This window comes from Geodermatophilus bullaregiensis (genome assembly GCF_016907675.1).
Taxonomy (GTDB): domain Bacteria; phylum Actinomycetota; class Actinomycetes; order Mycobacteriales; family Geodermatophilaceae; genus Geodermatophilus; species Geodermatophilus bullaregiensis.
Genome location: NZ_JAFBCJ010000001.1, coordinates 387,060 through 403,178, shown reverse-complemented (window position 1 = coordinate 403,178; position 16,119 = coordinate 387,060). Strand labels below are relative to the sequence as shown.

General features: G+C 74.1%; 13 protein-coding genes. 11 read left to right on the top strand and 2 right to left on the bottom strand.

Going from position 1 to position 16,119, the window contains the following annotated elements:
• Positions 1-19 precede the first annotated feature (19 nt).
• The gene (locus JOD57_RS01800) at positions 20-1,018 is read right to left on the bottom strand and encodes a carbohydrate ABC transporter permease (RefSeq protein ID WP_204690343.1); all 999 of its coding nucleotides are present in this window, start codon (positions 1,016-1,018) and stop codon (positions 20-22) included.
• 7 nt (positions 1,019-1,025) lie between these two features.
• Positions 1,026-2,291: an extracellular solute-binding protein gene (locus JOD57_RS01795; protein WP_204690342.1), complete on the bottom strand. Its 1,266-nt coding sequence runs from the start codon at positions 2,289-2,291 to the stop codon at positions 1,026-1,028.
• 135 nt (positions 2,292-2,426) lie between these two features.
• Between JOD57_RS01795 and JOD57_RS01790 the strand changes: the two genes are divergently transcribed.
• The 11 genes from JOD57_RS01790 to der all read left to right on the top strand — a co-directional run bounded on the left by JOD57_RS01790 (position 2,427) and on the right by der (position 15,999).
• A complete protein-coding gene (locus JOD57_RS01790) occupies positions 2,427-3,698 on the top strand; it encodes an endo-1,4-beta-xylanase (protein ID WP_204690341.1) in 1,272 nt (423 codons plus the stop codon).
• Positions 3,699-3,779: 81 nt separating this feature from the next.
• A complete protein-coding gene (locus JOD57_RS01785; protein WP_204690340.1) occupies positions 3,780-6,134 on the top strand; it encodes a beta-xylosidase/alpha-l-arabinosidase in 2,355 nt (784 codons plus the stop codon).
• Positions 6,134-7,168, top strand: a complete 1,035-nt coding sequence (locus JOD57_RS01780) for an acetylxylan esterase (protein ID WP_204690339.1) — start codon at positions 6,134-6,136, stop codon at positions 7,166-7,168. The genes JOD57_RS01785 and JOD57_RS01780 overlap by 1 nt, the downstream gene beginning before the upstream one ends.
• On the top strand, positions 7,168-8,670 hold the full coding sequence (arfA, locus tag JOD57_RS01775; protein WP_204690338.1) for an arabinosylfuranosidase ArfA: 1,503 nt from the start codon (positions 7,168-7,170) through the stop codon (positions 8,668-8,670). The genes JOD57_RS01780 and arfA overlap by 1 nt, the downstream gene beginning before the upstream one ends.
• Before the next feature lie 50 nt (positions 8,671-8,720).
• A complete protein-coding gene (gene xylA / locus JOD57_RS01770) occupies positions 8,721-9,911 on the top strand; it encodes a xylose isomerase (protein ID WP_204690337.1) in 1,191 nt (396 codons plus the stop codon).
• A gap of 1 nt (position 9,912) precedes the next feature.
• Entirely contained in the window at positions 9,913-11,340 is a 1,428-nt protein-coding gene (gene xylB / locus JOD57_RS01765; protein ID WP_204690336.1) for a xylulokinase, read from the top strand.
• A 42-nt stretch (positions 11,341-11,382) separates the two neighbouring features.
• Positions 11,383-12,453: an ABC transporter ATP-binding protein gene (locus JOD57_RS01760; protein WP_204690335.1), complete on the top strand. Its 1,071-nt coding sequence runs from the start codon at positions 11,383-11,385 to the stop codon at positions 12,451-12,453.
• Positions 12,450-13,364 (top strand): aldose 1-epimerase family protein, encoded by a 915-nt coding sequence (locus tag JOD57_RS01755; protein ID WP_204690334.1) that lies wholly within the window; start codon positions 12,450-12,452, stop codon positions 13,362-13,364. The genes JOD57_RS01760 and JOD57_RS01755 overlap by 4 nt, the downstream gene beginning before the upstream one ends.
• Positions 13,365-13,598: 234 nt before the next feature.
• Complete coding sequence (gene aroH, locus JOD57_RS01750) at positions 13,599-13,961, top strand: chorismate mutase (RefSeq protein WP_204690333.1); 363 nt, start codon at positions 13,599-13,601, stop codon at positions 13,959-13,961.
• Complete coding sequence (gene cmk / locus JOD57_RS01745; RefSeq protein ID WP_204690332.1) at positions 13,958-14,653, top strand: (d)CMP kinase; 696 nt, start codon at positions 13,958-13,960, stop codon at positions 14,651-14,653. The genes aroH and cmk overlap by 4 nt, the downstream gene beginning before the upstream one ends.
• Positions 14,650-15,999, top strand: coding sequence for a ribosome biogenesis GTPase Der (gene der, locus JOD57_RS01740; RefSeq protein ID WP_204690331.1), 1,350 nt, complete (start codon positions 14,650-14,652; stop codon positions 15,997-15,999). The genes cmk and der overlap by 4 nt, the downstream gene beginning before the upstream one ends.
• Positions 16,000-16,119 lie beyond the last annotated feature (120 nt).

Here is a 16,119-nt window from a genome sequence, read left to right as displayed (position 1 = left end):
CGTGTCTCGTCCACCGGGGTCACGTGTCCGCCTCCGTGTCGCGGCGCAGCACCAGGAACTGGTACGCGACGGCCAGCGCGAAGCCGATCAGGAACAGCACGACCGACGCGGCTCCGGCGATCCCGAAGTTGCTCCGCTGCGTGCCCTGGCTGACCAGGTAGGTCGCCATCGTCGTCGTCGCGTTCGCGGGACCCCCACCGGTGAGGATCCAGACCATGTCGAACAGCTGCAGGGAACCGATCATGGACAGGAAGCACCAGGTCCTGATCGTGGGCGCGAGCAGCGGGATCGCGATGCGGCGCTGGGCCTGCCACCACGAGGCGCCGTCGAGCTGCGCGGCTTCGTGGAGCTCGTCGGGGACCCCCTGCAGCCCGGCCAGGAAGAGGAGCACGGCCAGGCCGAGGTACTTCCACGTGAGCACGACGAAGACCGTGGCCAGGGCCAGGTCGGGGGTGCCGAGGAAGCCCTGCTCGGGGACCGGGAACCCCACCGACGTCAGCATGGTCTCGAGGAGGCCGGACCGGGGCTGCAGCAGCTGGAACCACACGACGCCGGCGATCACCTCGGCCAGCACGTACGGGACGAAGATGATCGTCCGCAGCAGGCCTCGCCCCCTGATGCGGCGGTTGAGCAGCAGCGCCAGCGCCAGACCCAGCGGCAGCTGCACGAGGATCGACGCGAAGACGATGACGAAGTTGTGCACGACCGCGTCGGTGAAGACGTCGTCGGCCAGCACGCGGACGTAGTTCTGGAGCCCGACGAAGTCCACCATCGGGCCGAAGCCCTTCCAGCGGTAGAACGACATCCTGGCTGCGGAGAAGACCGGGTAGACGACGAAGATCGCCATCAGCGCCAGGGCCGGCGCCACGAAGAAGAGGATCTCCAGGCGCTTGCGGCCCCTGTCACGACCGGGGCGGCCGGTCCCACGACCGGAACGGCCGGTCACCCGGCGCGCGTCCGCGCGCCGGGTGACCGCTGCCCCCGGGTCTGCCGCCGTCACGGCGCCCTGGGAGGTCATCGTCGGATCACTGCTCCTGGTCGGCGGCCTGCTGGGTCTGGTCCACGATGTCCTGCGGCGTCGCCTCGCCCGCGAACTGCAGCGCGATCGCGTCGTTCATCGCACCACCGACGGACGCCCCGAACGCGGTGTCGAAGTACAGCTGGACGTACGGCGCCGCGTCACGGACCTCGAGCAGCTGGGCGAGCGCCGGGTCGGAGACGGAGCCAGCGGCGGCCGGGATCGTCGGGAGACCCATGTCGTTCCCGGCGAAGCCCTGCTGCACCTCGTCGGAGAGCAGGTACTTCACGAGGTCGACCGCCGCGTCCGGAGCCTCCTGCGCGACGGCCCACGCGTCGCCACCACCGAGCTGGGCCTGGGGGTCACCCTCGCCGCCCTCGACCGCCGGGAACGGGAACCAGCCGGTCCTGTCGCCCAGGCCCTGGCCGTCCTCGGTGAGGCCCTGCATGACGCCGGGCTCCCAGTGGCCGGTCAGCTCCATCGCGACCTGCCCGGTCGCGAGCAGGCCGGAGGCCGACGTGGCACCCTCCTGCGCCGGCGTCGTCAGGAAGCCGGGGTTGAAGGGTTCGGTGTCGATCAGCGCCTGGACCTCCTCGCCCGCCTGGACGAAGCACGGGTCGGAGAAGTCGAGGCTGGTGACCGCGTCGGTCAGCACGTCCTCGGAGCACGCGCGCACCGCTGCGTAGTACCAGTAGTGGGCGGCAGGCCACTTGTCGCCCGCGCCGAGCGAGATCGGCGTGATGCCGGCGCCCTTCAGGGCCTCGATCGCGGAGGTCAGCTCCTCCATCGTGGCCGGTGGTGTCGTGATGCCCGCCTGCTGGAAGAGCTCGGTGTTGTACCAGAAGCCGACGACGCCGACGGAGAACGGCAGCGCGTAGGTCTGGCCCTCGACCTGCCAGCCGGCCGCGGAGCCGCCGATCTCGTCGATCTCCTCCGACGCGTCCTCGGACAGGTCGCGGACCAGGCCGGCCTCCACGTGGTCGGCGAGCTCACCGCCGCCGCGCTCCATGTAGACGTCCGGCACGTCGCCGCTCTGGAAGGCGGCCTCCAGCTTGTCCACCATGTCCTCGTGCGCCATGGCGACGACCTCGACCTCGACGCCGGGGTTCGCGGCCTCGAAGTCCGCGGCCACCTGCTCGTAGTAACCCCGGCCGGGCTCGTTGTTCGAGTTGTGCCACCAGGTGATCGTGTCGTCGTCGCCTCCCGAGGCGCTGCTGTCACCACCACCGCCGCAGGCAGTGGCCGTCAGCAGCACCGCACTGCTGCACAGCACCGAGAGAGCTGCTCGCCCCGAACGCCGCATGTCTGACCCCTTCGTCCTTCCGCACGCCGCCGTGGCGTGGAACACATTCGAAGAAGGTGGCAGCAAGGGCTTGCGCTGTCAATCGTTGTCGATAACGATTTCGGGGTGACCTGCTCCACATCCACCGACGCCGGCCGGTGCATCGACGGCACGCTGACCGTGCGCTTCGCCGACGGCTCGCCCTGCGCCGACAGGGACGTGCTGGTCCAGCAGGTGCGGCACGACTTCTCCTTCGGCAACACCGGCTTCGACTTCGTGGGGCTGGCCAACGGGGAGCGGGACGGGTCCCGCGAGAACGTCTTCGGCGGAGCCGACCCGGCGGCGGCCGAACGGCTCGAGGACCTCTGGCTCGACCTGTTCAACACCGCCACCCTCCCGTTCTACTGGGCCGGCTTCGAGCCGGTGCAGGGGCGGCCCGACACCCGCCGCCTGCAGGCCGCGGCAGCGTGGTTCCGCGACCGGGGCGTGTCCGTCAAGGGTCACCCGCTGGTCTGGCACACGCTGGCCCCGGACTGGCTGCGGGAGCACCCCGACGCCGACGTCGAGGAGATCGTGCGGGCGCGGGTCCGGCGGGAGGTCGCGTCCTTCGCGGGGCTGGTCGACACCTGGGACGCGATCAACGAGGTCGTGATCATGCCGGTCTTCGCCAACGAGGACGAGCAGAACGCGATCACCCGGCTGTGCCGCCACATCGGTCGCATCCCGACCGTCCGCCTGGCCTTCGAGGAGGCGCGCGCGGCGAACCCCGCGACCACGCTGGTCCTGAACGACTTCAACCTGTCGACGGCCTACGAGTGCCTCGTCGAGGGCGTCCTCGAGGCCGGGGTGCAGGTCGACGCGATCGGTCTGCAGAGCCACATGCACCAGGGTTACTGGGGCGAGGAGCGGACGGTGGAGGTCCTGGAGCGGTTCGCCCGCTACGGCCTCCCGCTGCACTGGACCGAGACGACCCTGGTGTCCGGGGACCTGATGCCGCCGGAGATCGTGGACCTCAACGACCACCGGGTCGACGAGTGGCCCTCGACGCCCGAGGGCGAGGAGCGGCAGGCCGACGACGTCGTCCGCCACTACCGGACGCTGCTGTCGCACCTCGCGGTGCAGGCCGTGACGTACTGGGGCATCACCGACCGGGGGGCCTGGCTCGGCGCCCCCTCGGGCCTGGTGCGCGCCGACGGCAGTCCCAAGCCGGCCTACGACGCCCTCCGGGGCCTGGTCAAGGGGGAGTGGTGGCTCGCGCCGACCCGGCTGCGGACCGACGGCGAGGGCCGGGTGTCGGTGCGCGGATGGGCCGGCGACTACCTGGTGTCGGCGGGGGACGGCTCCGGGTCCTGGGCGCTGCGGCGCGACCAGCCGCTGCCGGAGGTCACCCTGGCCTGACCGCTGCACCGACTCCCCAGCACCGCCGGCGACGCCGGCCACCGCGATCGCGACGACGAGATGGGACGGACTCCCGAGGGCATGAGCACCAACGACGAGACCGGCAGGGACACCGGACAGGCGCCGTGGCGGGACCCCGCCGTCCCCGCGGAGGACCGGGTCGCAGACCTCGTCTCCCGCATGACGCTGGAGGAGAAGATCGCCCAGCTGTACGGCGTGTGGGTGGGCATCGACGAGACCGAGGGCGAGGTGGCCCCGCACCAGCACGACATGGCCGCGGCGCCGGTGGACTGGGACGAGCTGATCCGCCGCGGGCTGGGGCAGCTGACCCGGCCGTTCGGGACCGCGCCCGTCGACCCGTTCGTGGGAGCCAAGGGCCTGGCGGAGAGCCAGCGGCAGATCGTGGCCGCGGGCCGCTTCGGGATCCCCGCGCTGGTGCACGAGGAGTGCCTCACGGGTCTCGCGGCGTGGACGGCGACCGTCTTCCCCTCGCCCCTGTGCTGGGCGGCCAGCTTCGACCCGGACCTGGTGGAGCGGATGGGCGCGCTCATCGGGGAGGGCATGCGCCGGCTCGGCGTCCACCAGGGGCTCGCCCCGGTCCTCGACGTCGCCCGCGACCTGCGCTGGGGACGGGTCGAGGAGACCATGGGCGAGGACCCGCACCTCGTGGGCACGATCGGCAGCGCCTACGTCCGCGGCCTGGAGTCCAGCGGCGTCGTGGCGACCCTCAAGCACTTCGTCGGCTACTCCGGCTCCCGGGCGGGGCGCAACCTCGCGCCGGTCTCCGCCGGCCCCCGGGAGATCGCCGACGTGTTCCTCCCGCCGTTCGAGATGGCCCTGCGGGCAGGCGCCCGGTCGGTGATGAACTCCTACACCGACGTCGACGGCGTGCCCGCCGCGGCGGACCCGGCGCTGCTCACGTCCCTGCTGCGGGAGACCTACGGGTTCACCGGCACCGTCGTCGCCGACTACTTCTCGATCGCCTTCCTCCAGACCCTGCACGGCGTGGCGGCCTCGCCGGCGGAGGCGGCCGCGCGTGCCCTGCAGGCGGGGATCGACGTGGAGCTGCCGACCGTGAACTGCTACGGCCGGCCGCTGGTCGAGGCGGTGCGCGACGGAGCCGTGGACGAGGGCCTGGTGGACCGGGCGCTGCGCCGGGTCCTGCTGCAGAAGTGCGAGCTCGGCCTGCTCGACCCGGACTGGTCGCCGGACCCGCCGGCGGTCCTCGACGGCGCGGTGAGCCTGGACTCCGAGGAGTCCCGCGCCGTCGCCGGGGAGCTCGCCCGCCGCTCGGTCGTGCTGCTCGCCAACGACGGGACGCTGCCGCTGCGGCCCGGGCTGCGCCTGGCGGTGGTCGGTCCCCGCGCCGACACCGCCCAGGCGATGCTCGGCTGCTACTCGTTCCCGATGCACGTCGGCGTGCACCACCCGGACGTGCCCGTGGGCGTCGACATCCCGACGCTCGCCGACGCGCTCAGGGGAGCCCCGGAGGCGTTCGACGTCGTCGTCGCGGAGGGCTGCCCGGTGCTGGGCGGCGACGACGAGGGGATCGCGGCCGCCGCGCGAGCCGCGGCCGACGCCGACGTGTGCGTCGCCGTCCTCGGCGACATGGCGGGCCTGTTCGGCAACGGCACCTCGGGGGAGGGCTGCGACGCCGTGGACCTCCGGCTCCCCGGCCGCCAGGAGGAGCTGCTCGAGGCCCTGCTCGCGACGGGCACCCCGGTCGTGCTCGTGCTGCTCGCCGGCCGCCCGTACGAGCTCTCCCGGCAGGTCGACCGGCTCGCCGCGGTGGTGTGCGGCTTCTTCCCCGGGGAGGAGGGCGGTCCCGCGATCGCCGACGTCCTCAGCGGGCGGGTGAGCCCGTCGGGCCGGCTGCCGGTGAGCTTCCCCCGCGCGGACAGCAGCCAGCCCGGGACCTACCTCGCGGCGACCCTGGGCCGGCGCAGCGACGTCAGCGTGGTGGACCCGACCCCGCTGTTCCCGTTCGGTCACGGGCTGGGGTACGGCTCGGCGACCTGGGCGGGCGTCCGGTCGGTCAGCGGACCCGAGTGGGGCACCGACGGGACCACCGAGCTGGAGGTCGAGCTCCGCAACGACACCGACCGCGAGGTCACCGAGGTCGTGCAGGTCTACCTGCACGACGTCGCGGCCGAGGTGGTCCGGCCGGTGCAGGCGCTCGTCGCCGCCCGGCGGGTCGACCTCGCGGCGGGGTCCGCCGCCACCGTGCGGTTCACCCTGCACGCCGACCTCACGTCCTTCCCCGGGCGCGACGGCAGGCGGGTCGTCGAGCCGGGTGAGGTGGAGCTGCGGGTGGGTGCCTCCAGCGCCGACGTGCGGGAGGTGCTGCGGTCCACCCTCACGGGCAGCCGCCGCACGGTCGGGTTCGAGCGGGTGCTGCACTCCGGGACCGTCGTCGAGCCGGGGGCCCCCGCCTGATGCCGCAGACCGACCTCCCGCTGGAGGAGCTCCGGCGCTACCGCCCGGAGCTCCCGGCCCCGGACGACCTCTGGGACTTCTGGGCGGCGACCCTGGCCGAGGCGGCCGAGCGGCCGCTGGACGTGTCGTGCGCACCGGTCGACACCGGCCTGGTGACCGTCGAGACCCAGGACGTGTCCTTCGCCGGCTTCGGCGGCTCCCCGGTGCGGGCCTGGCTGCACCTGCCTGCCCGCGCACTGCGGGGCGAGGGCCCGCTGCCCGGGGTCGTCCAGTACCAGGGCTACAACGGCGGACGGGGCCTGCCCCACGAGCACGTCCTCTGGGCGTCGGCGGGCTTCGCGCACCTCGTCGTCGACACCCGCGGGCAGGGCAGCGGCTGGACCGTGGGGGACACCGGCGACCCGGTGGGCTCCGCAGCCGCCCAGCCGGGGTTCCTGACCCGCGGCGTGCTGTCCCCGCAGGAGTACTACTACCGGCGGGTCTACACCGACGCCACGAGAGCCCTCGAGGTGCTGCGCGGCCACCCGGAGGTCGACGGCGACCGGGTCGCGGTGACCGGCGTCAGCCAGGGCGGCGGCATCGCGCTGGCCGTCTCGGCGCTCGCCCCCGGGGTGCGGGCGGTCCTGCCCGACGTGCCGTTCCTGTGCGACTTCCCCCGGGCCACGCGCATCGCCGGCGGCGACCCGTACGCCGAGGTCGTGCGGTACCTCAAGGCGCACCGCGACCGCGTGGACCGCGTCTTCCGGACGCTCGCCTACTTCGACGGCGCGGTCCTCGGCCGCCGGTCGTCCGCGCCGGCGCTGTTCTCCGTCGCCCTCATGGACGAGACCTGCCCGCCGTCGACCGTCTTCGCGGCGTACCACGCGTACGGCGGACCCAAGGAGATCGAGGTCTACCCGTTCAACGACCACGAGGGCGGGGAGGCGCACCAGCAGCGCGCGCAGCTGGCCTGGCTCCGCAGCCGGCTCGGGGCGCCTCCTGCCCTCCCGACCGCGTCCGCCGAGCGGTCCGGACCGCCGGTGCAGGAGGTCTGATGCTGCACGCTTCCCTCACCGTCGACCCGGCACGACCGGTGGGTCCGGTGTCCCGCCGGCTCTTCGGCGCCTTCGTCGAGCACATGGGACGCGGCGTGTACGGCGGCATCTACGAGCCGGGGCATCCCGCGGCGGACGAGGACGGCTTCCGCCGGGACGTCATCGACCTCGTCAGGGAGCTGGGGGTGACGACGGTCCGGTACCCCGGCGGGAACTTCGTCTCCGGCTTCCGGTGGGAGGACGGCGTCGGGCCGCGCGAGGACCGCCCCGTCCGGCTCGACCTCGCCTGGCACAGCACGGAGACCAACGAGGTCGGGCTGCACGAGTTCGCCTCGTGGCTGGAGAAGGTCGGCGCCGAGCTCATGCTGGCGGTGAACCTCGGCACCCGCGGCACGCCGGAAGCGCTCGACCTGCTCGAGTACGCGAACGTGCCCTCCGGCACGACGCTCGCGGACCAGCGGATCCGCAACGGACGGCCGCAGCCGTTCGACGTGCGGATGTGGTGCCTCGGCAACGAGATGGACGGCCCGTGGCAGCTCGGGCAGCTGTCCGCCGAGGACTACGGGAAGCTCGCCGCCCGGACCGCGAAGGCCATGCGCCGGCTCGATCCGGACCTCGAGCTCGTCGCCTGCGGCTCGTCGGGCGCGGCCATGCCGACCTTCGGTGAGTGGGAGCGGGCCGTCCTCACCCACGCCTACGACGACGTCGACTTCATCTCCTGCCACGCCTACTACGAGGAGAAGGACGGCGACCTCGGCTCCTTCCTCGCCTCCGCGACGGACATGGACCGCTCCATCGAGACGGTCGTCGCCACCGCCGACCACGTGAAGGCCGTGCGCAGGAGCCCGAAGACGATCGACGTCTCCTTCGACGAGTGGAACGTCTGGTACGTGTCCCGGGTACCGGCGGGCCTCGCGAAGCGCATCGACGACTGGCCCCTCGCGCCACCCATCAGCGAGGAGCCCTACACCGTGGCGGACGGCGTCGTCGTGGGGAACCTCCTGATGTCGCTGATCCGCCACGCGGACCGGGTGACGAGCGCCTCGATGGCCCAGCTCGTCAACGTGATCGCCCCGATCGCGGCCGAGCCGCAGGGACCGGCGTGGCGCAGGTCGACGTTCTTCCCGTTCGCGACCACCGCCCGCCTGGCGCGCGGCGTCGCCCTCCACGTGGGCGTCGACTGCCCCGGCTACGACACCGCCGAGCACGGCGAGGTGCCCGTCGTCGACGCCGCGGCCACGGTCGACGCCGGCGCGGCCGCGCTGTTCCTCGTGAACCGCTCGCAGACGGAGGAGGCGGAGGTCACCGTCGACGTCGCAGCGCTCGGGATGAGCACCATCGAGGAGGCACTGACACTCTCCGACCCGGACCCGCACGCGGCGAACACGACCGACCGGCCGGACCGGGTCCGGCTGCGGCCGACCACCCGAGCGGCTTTGATCGGGGGCAGGCTCCGGGTCGGCCTGCCCCCGGTCTCCTGGACGGCCGTCTCCCTCCACTGACCCCAGGCTCCCGCTCCACCCGCACCACACCACCCACGAGAGGAACCCCCGTGTCGACACCTCAGCCCACCCGCGAGGACAAGTTCACCTTTGGTCTCTGGACGGTCGGCTGGCCGGGCCGCGACCCGTTCGGCGAGGCGAGCCGCTCGGCCGTCGACGTCGTCGAGTCGGTGCACCGGCTGGCCGAGATGGGCGCCTACGGCGTCACCTTCCACGACGACGACGTGATCCCCTTCGGCAGCGACACCCCCGCGCGGGACGAGCACATCAAGCGCTTCCGCACCGCGCTGGACGAGACCGGCCTGGTCGTGCCGATGGTGACCACCAACCTGTTCACCCACCCGGTGTTCAAGGAGGGCGGGCTCACCGCCAACGACCGCGAGGTCCGCCGGTACGCGATGCGCAAGGTCATGCGCAACATGGACCTCGCCGCGGAGCTCGGCGCGCAGACCTACGTGCTGTGGGGCGGCCGCGAGGGCACCGAGGTCGACACCGCCAAGGACCTCATCGCCGCCCTGGACCGCTACGCCGAGGCGATCGACACCCTGGCCGCCTACTCCGAGGCCCGCGGCTACGGCCTGCGCTTCGCGCTCGAGCCCAAGCCCAACGAGCCCCGCGGCGACATCTTCCTGCCCACCGTCGGGCACGCCATCGCCTTCATCTCCAAGCTCGAGCACGCGCACCTCGTCGGTATCAACCCCGAGGTCGGCCACGAGCAGATGTCGAACCTCAACTTCACCCACGGCATCGCCGAGGCGATCTGGCTGGGCAAGCTGTTCCACATCGACCTCAACGGCCAGCACGGGCCCAAGTTCGACCAGGACCTGGTGTTCGGCCACGGCGACCTGCTGCAGGCCTTCAGCACCGTCGACCTGCTGGAGAACGGCGGCCCGCAGGGCGGCCCGGCCTACGACGGCCCCCGCCACTTCGACTACAAGCCGCTGCGCACCGAGGACATGGACGGCGTGTGGCGCTCAGCGGCGGCGAACATGCGCACCTACCTGCTGCTCAAGGAGCGGGCCGCGGCCTTCCGCGCCGACCCCGAGGTGCAGGAGGCGCTGGCCGCCGCGCGGGTGCCCGAGCTCCGCCAGCCGACCCTGGCCGAGGGCGAGACCTTCGAGGACCTGCTGGCCGACCGCTCGGCGTTCGAGGACTTCGACGCCGAGACCGTCGCCCGGCGCGGCGCCGGCGTCGTGCGCGTCGACCAGCTGGTGCTCGAGCACCTGCTCGGCGCGCGCTGACATGACGCTGGTGGCCGGGGTCGACTCGTCGACCCAGTCGTGCAAGGTCGTGGTGCGGGACGCCGAGACCGGCGCCCTGGTCCGCGAGGGCCGGGCGCCGCACCCCGACGGCACCGAGGTCGACCCGGCCGCCTGGGAGGCGGCGCTGCGGACGGCGGTCGAGGAGGCCGGTGGCCTCGCCGACGTCGCCGCGGTCGCCGTCGGCGGGCAGCAGCACGGGATGGTCTGCCTCGACGAGGACGGCCGCGTCGTGCGCGACGCGCTGCTGTGGAACGACACCCGTTCCGCGCAGGCGGCGACGGACCTGACCGCCGAGCTCGGCGAGGGCGGGGCCGGCCGGCGGGCGTGGGCCGAGGCGGTCGGGCTGGTGCCGGTCGCGTCGTTCACCGTCACCAAGCTGCGCTGGCTGGCCGAGCACGAGCCGGCCAACGCGGAGCGGACGGCGGCGGTCTGCCTCCCGCACGACTGGCTGACCTGGGTGCTGGCCGGGAGTCCCGGCCTCGACGCCCTGGTCACCGACCGCGGCGACGCCAGCGGCACCGGCTACTGGTCGCCGGCGGAGGAGGCCTACCGGCCCGACCTGCTCGAGCGGGCCTTCGGCCGCACCCCGGTCCTGCCCCGCGTGCTCGGCCCCGCGGAGCAGGCCGGGGTGGCCGCCGACGGCGGCGCCGTGCTCGGGCCCGGCACCGGCGACAACGCCGCGGCCGCGCTGGGCATCAACGCCGAGCCCGGCGACGTCGTCCTGTCCATCGGCACCTCCGGGGTGGTGTCCACCGTCTCCACCACACCGAGTGCCGACCCGTCGGGCACCGTCGCCGGGTTCGCCGACGCCACCGGCAACTTCCTGCCGCTGGTCGTCACCCTCAACGCCGCACGCGTCCTCGACGCGACCGCGCGGCTGCTCGGGGTCGACCACGCGGACCTGTCCCGGCTGGCGCTCACCGCGCCGGCCGGGGCCGGCGGCCTGGTGCTGGTGCCCTACCTGGAGGGCGAGCGCACCCCGGACCGGCCGACGTCGACCGGCGCGGTGCACGGGCTGACCCTGGCCACGAGCGACCCCGCGCACCTGGCCCGCGCCGCCGTCGAGGGGCTGCTGTGCGGGCTGGCCGACGGGCTGGAGGCGATCGCCGCCCAGGGCAACCCGGTGCGCCGGGTCCTCCTGGTCGGCGGCGGCGCCCGCTCGGAGGCCGTGCGCCGGCTGGCGCCGGCGGTCCTCGGCGTCCCCGTGCTGGTGCCGCCGCCGGGGGAGTACGTCGCCGACGGCGCGGCCCGGCAGGCCGCGTGGGTGCTCGCCGGCGGTGACACCCCGCCGGTGTGGCCGGCCACCAGCACCGAGACCTACGAGGCCGACCCGACGCCGGCCGTCCGTGAGCGCTACGCCGAGGTCCGCGACCTCACCGCCGGCCGCCTCCGGGCGTCCGGCACCTGACCACCTGCCGGCACCGCCGCCGACACCCCTGAGGAGAAGTCCATGGCCACCGTCACCTACGACTCGGCGACCCGCGTCTACCCCGGCGCCGAGCGGCCCGCCGTCGACGCGCTGGACCTGCAGGTCGAGGACGGCGAGTTCCTCGTCCTCGTCGGCCCGTCCGGGTGCGGCAAGTCCACGTCGCTGCGGATGCTCGCCGGCCTGGAGGACGTCGACGGCGGCCGCATCCTCATCGGCGACCGCGACGTCACCGACGTGGCGGCCAAGGACCGCGACATCGCGATGGTCTTCCAGAACTACGCGCTCTACCCGCACATGACCGTCGCGGACAACATGGGCTTCGCGCTGCGGATGGCCAAGGTCGGCAAGGCCGAGGCCGCCGAGCGGGTGCGCGAGGCCGCCCGGCTGCTCGACCTCGAGCAGTACCTCGACCGCAAGCCGAAGGCGCTCTCGGGCGGTCAGCGGCAGCGGGTGGCGATGGGCCGGGCGATCGTCCGCCAGCCGCAGGTGTTCCTCATGGACGAGCCGCTGTCCAACCTCGACGCCAAGCTGCGCGTGCAGACCCGCACCCAGATCGCCGCCCTGCAGCGCCGGTTGGGCATCACCACCGTCTACGTCACCCACGACCAGGTCGAGGCCATGACCATGGGCGACCGGGTCGCGGTGCTCAAGGACGGGCTGCTCATGCAGGCGGGCCGGCCGCGCGAGCTCTACGACCGGCCGCGCAACGTGTTCGTCGCGGGTTTCATCGGGTCGCCGGCGATGAACCTCGTCGAGCTGCCCGTCGTCGACGGCGGGGTGCGCCTCGGCGACGCCGTCCACCCGGTGGAGCGGGAGCTGCTCGGCCGCGCCGGCGACCGGGTGGTGCTCGGCGTCCGCCCCGAGGACCTGCAGCTCGCCGAGCACGGCCTGCCCGTGGAGGTCGACGTCGTCGAGGAGCTCGGCGCCGACGCCTACGTGTACGGGCACGCCGACCTCGACAGGCAGCGGCACACGGTGACGGTGCGGGTCGACGGCCGCCGTCCGCCGATGAAGGGCGACTCGCTGCACGTCCGCCCGGTGACCGGTCACGTGCACCTGTTCTCCACCGCCGACGGGGAGCGGCTCGGGTGAGCCTGCCGCCCACGGGCGAGCAGCACGTCCTGCGCGCGGGGGACGCCGAGGCCGTCGTCGTCGAGGTCGGCGGCGGGCTGCGCACCTACCGGGCCGGCGGCCGCGACGTGGTCGACGGCTTCGGTCCCGGCGAGATGGCGGCCGACTGCCGCGGGCAGGTGCTCGCCCCCTGGCCGAACCGGCTGCGCGACGGCGTGTGGTCCTGGGACGGCACCGGGCACGTCACACCGGTGACCGAGCCGGAGCGGGGCGCGGCGCTGCACGGGCTGGTCCGGTACGCCGCCTGGCGGGTGCTCGGCCGCAGCGACGACGCCGTCGTCCTCGAGCACCTGCTGCACCCGCAGCCGGGGTACCCGTTCAGCCTGCGGCTGCAGGTCGGGTACGAGCTCTCGACCGGCGGGCTGCGGGTGAGCACGACGGCCACCAACGAGGGCGACGCCGACCTGCCCTACGGCGAGGGCCACCACCCCTACCTGGCCTCGCCCAGCGGGCTGCTCGACGGCGACGAGCTCACCGTGCCGGCGGCCACCCGCATCGTCCCCGACGAGCGGCTGCTGCCCGTGGGCACCGAGCCGGTCGAGGGGACGCCGTACGACCTGCGGGCGGGCCGGCGCCTCGGGGACCTGCGGCTCGACGACTGCTTCACCGACCTGGCGCGCGACGCCGACGGCGTCGCCGAGGTCCGGCTGACCGGCCCGGACGGGCACGGCGCCGCCGTCTGGATGGACGCCTCCTACCGCTACCTGCAGCTGTTCAGCGCCGACGTCGTCGAGCCGGCGTCCCGCCGGCGGCAGGGGCTGGCGGTCGAGCCCATGACCTGCCCGCCGGACGCGTTCCGCAGCGGCGAGGCGGTGCGCCGGCTGGCGCCGGGGGAGTCGACGACGTCCACCTGGGGCATCCGCCCGCTGTGAGCCGGGGCGGTGCCGAGCCGCCACGCCGTGCCGTTATCCCCAAGTTCCTGGATTTCCGGCGGCGCGGTCGTCGTCCTCCGTCCGCGAGGAGCAGTGAGGGGAGACCCGGCCGGCGGCCGTGCAGCGCTCGGGCACCCGGGTGGGCGTCGCGGGCGGCGGAGGGCGGTGGCGGGTGGAACCTAGACTCGACCGGGCGCCCCGATCCGGGAGCCGGGACCGACCGAGGAGGGGTGCATGGCCGTACGGGCCATCCGGGGCGCGACACAGGTGGACGCCGACGACCGCGACCAGGTGCTCGAGGCCACGCGCGAGCTGGTGAACACGGTGGTCGAGCGCAACGGCCTCGACCACGACCACATCATCAGCATCCTGTTCACCGCGACCCCCGACCTCGTCTCGGAGTTCCCGGCGCTCGCCGCGCGCGAGCTGGGCATGGGCGACGTGCCGCTGATGTGCGCGACCGAGATCTCGGTGCCGCACGCGCTGCCCCGGGTCCTGCGGCTGATGGCGCACGTGGAGACCGAGAAGCCGCGGGCGGAGATCCAGCACGTCTACCTGCGGGGTGCCGTGGCGCTGCGACGGGACATCGCGCAGTGAGCGGCTTCGTGGGTCAGGTGACGCTCGACGGGCCGTCGGGGACGGGCAAGTCCAGCGTCGCGCGCGCGGTGGCGACCCGCCTCGGCGCGGCCTACCTCGACACCGGCGCCATGTACCGCGCGGCCACGGTCGCGGTGCTCGACGCCGGGGTCGACCCCGAGGACGCCGAGGCGGTGGCCCGGGTGGTGGCCGGCGCGCGCATCGAGGTGGGGACGGCGGCCGACACCGAGCGGGTGGAGGTCGACGGCACCGACGTCGCGGTGCGCATCCGCGGCGCCGAGGTCACCCGCAACGTCTCCTCGGTGTCGGCGGTACCCGCGGTGCGCCGGCAGCTGGTCGACCAGCAGCGGTCGCTGGTGGCCGCGGCCGACGCCGTCGTCGTCGAGGGCCGTGACATCGGCACCGTGGTGCTGCCCGACGCGACCGTGAAGGTCTACCTGACCGCCGCGCCCGAGGCGCGCGCCGAGCGCCGGGCGGCGCAGCTCGGCCTCACCACCCCCGACGAGGTGGCCGAGCTGGCCGCCGACCTGCGCCGCCGGGACGAGTACGACAGCAGCCGCGCGGACAGCCCGCTGCGGCCGGCCGCGGACGCGGTGATCGTGGACAGCACCGACCTGGACCGGGAGGGCGTCGTCGACCGGGTGGTCGAGCTGGCGCTCACGGCGACCGGGGCGCGAGGGGTGGACGCATGAGCGAGGAGGGCACCGGCGGTCCGCTGCCGGTGGTGGCGGTCGTCGGGCGGCCCAACGTGGGCAAGTCGACGCTGGTCAACCGGGTGCTGGGCCGGCGGGCGGCGGTGGTGCAGGACGTCCCGGGCGTCACCCGCGACCGCATCTCCTACGAGGCGCTGTGGAACGGCCGGCGGTTCACCGTCACCGACACCGGCGGGTGGGACCCCAAGGCCGAGGGCCTGGGCGCGTCGATCAGCCGGCAGGCCGAGTACGCGATGCGCACGGCCGACGTCATCGTGCTGGTCGTCGACAGCCAGGTCGGGGCCACCGACACCGACCTGGCCGCCGCGCGCATCCTGCGCCGCAGCGACCGGCCGGTGATCGTCGTCGCCAACAAGGTCGACGACGAGCGCAGCGAGTCCAACGCCGCCGAGCTGTGGTCGCTGGGCCTGGGGGAGCCGCAGCCGGTCAGCGCGCTGCACGGCCGGGGCTCCGGCGACCTGCTCGACCTCGTCCTGGACGCGCTTCCCGAGGCGCCGCGCGGGGAGCCGGAGGAGGTCGGCCCGCGCCGGGTGGCGCTGGTCGGCCGGCCCAACGTGGGCAAGTCGAGCCTGCTCAACCGGCTGGCCAAGGAAGAGCGCTCCGTCGTCGACTCCGTCGCCGGCACCACCGTCGACCCGGTCGACTCGATCATCACCCTCGGCGGCGAGGAGTGGCGGTTCGTCGACACCGCGGGCCTGCGCCGCAAGGTGAACACCGCCAGCGGCACGGAGTACTACGCCAGCCTGCGCACCGAGGCCGCGATCCAGGCCGCCGAGGTCGCCGTCGTCCTGCTGGCCGCCGACGAGGTGATCAGCGAGCAGGACCAGCGGGTGATCACCCAGGTGATCGAGGCCGGCCGCGCGCTGGTCATCGCGTTCAACAAGTGGGACGCGATCGACGAGGACCGGCACGCCCAGCTGGAGCGGGAGATCGAGCGCGACCTCGCCCGGGTGAGGTGGGCGAGCCGGGTGAACATCTCGGCGACCAGCGGCCGCGGCGTCGGCAAGCTCGCCGACCACCTGCGGGCCGCGCTGGCCTCCTGGGAGACCCGGGTGCCGACGGCGGAGCTCAACGCCTACGTCCGCCAGCTGGTCATGGAGACCCCGCCGCCGGCCCGCGGCGGGCGCGCGCCGAAGATCAAGTACGTGACGCAGGCGGACGTCCGGCCGCCGCGGTTCGTCGTCTTCTCCACCGGCTTCCTCGAGGCCGGCTACCGGCGGTTCCTCGAGCGCAAGCTCCGCGAGCGGTGGGGCTTCGGCGGGACGCCGCTCGACATCTCGGTGAAGGTCCGCGAGGGCCGGGGGAGCGAGCGCAAGCGGGGCTGACGAGCGGCTCCCGGACCGGGCGTAGCCGCCCGCGGCGACTGGCCGGGAGCGGCGGCCGCCGACCCGACCGGTGCTCACAGCAACTTCCCAGCGTGCTCACAGCACCGCTTGACTGCCCGG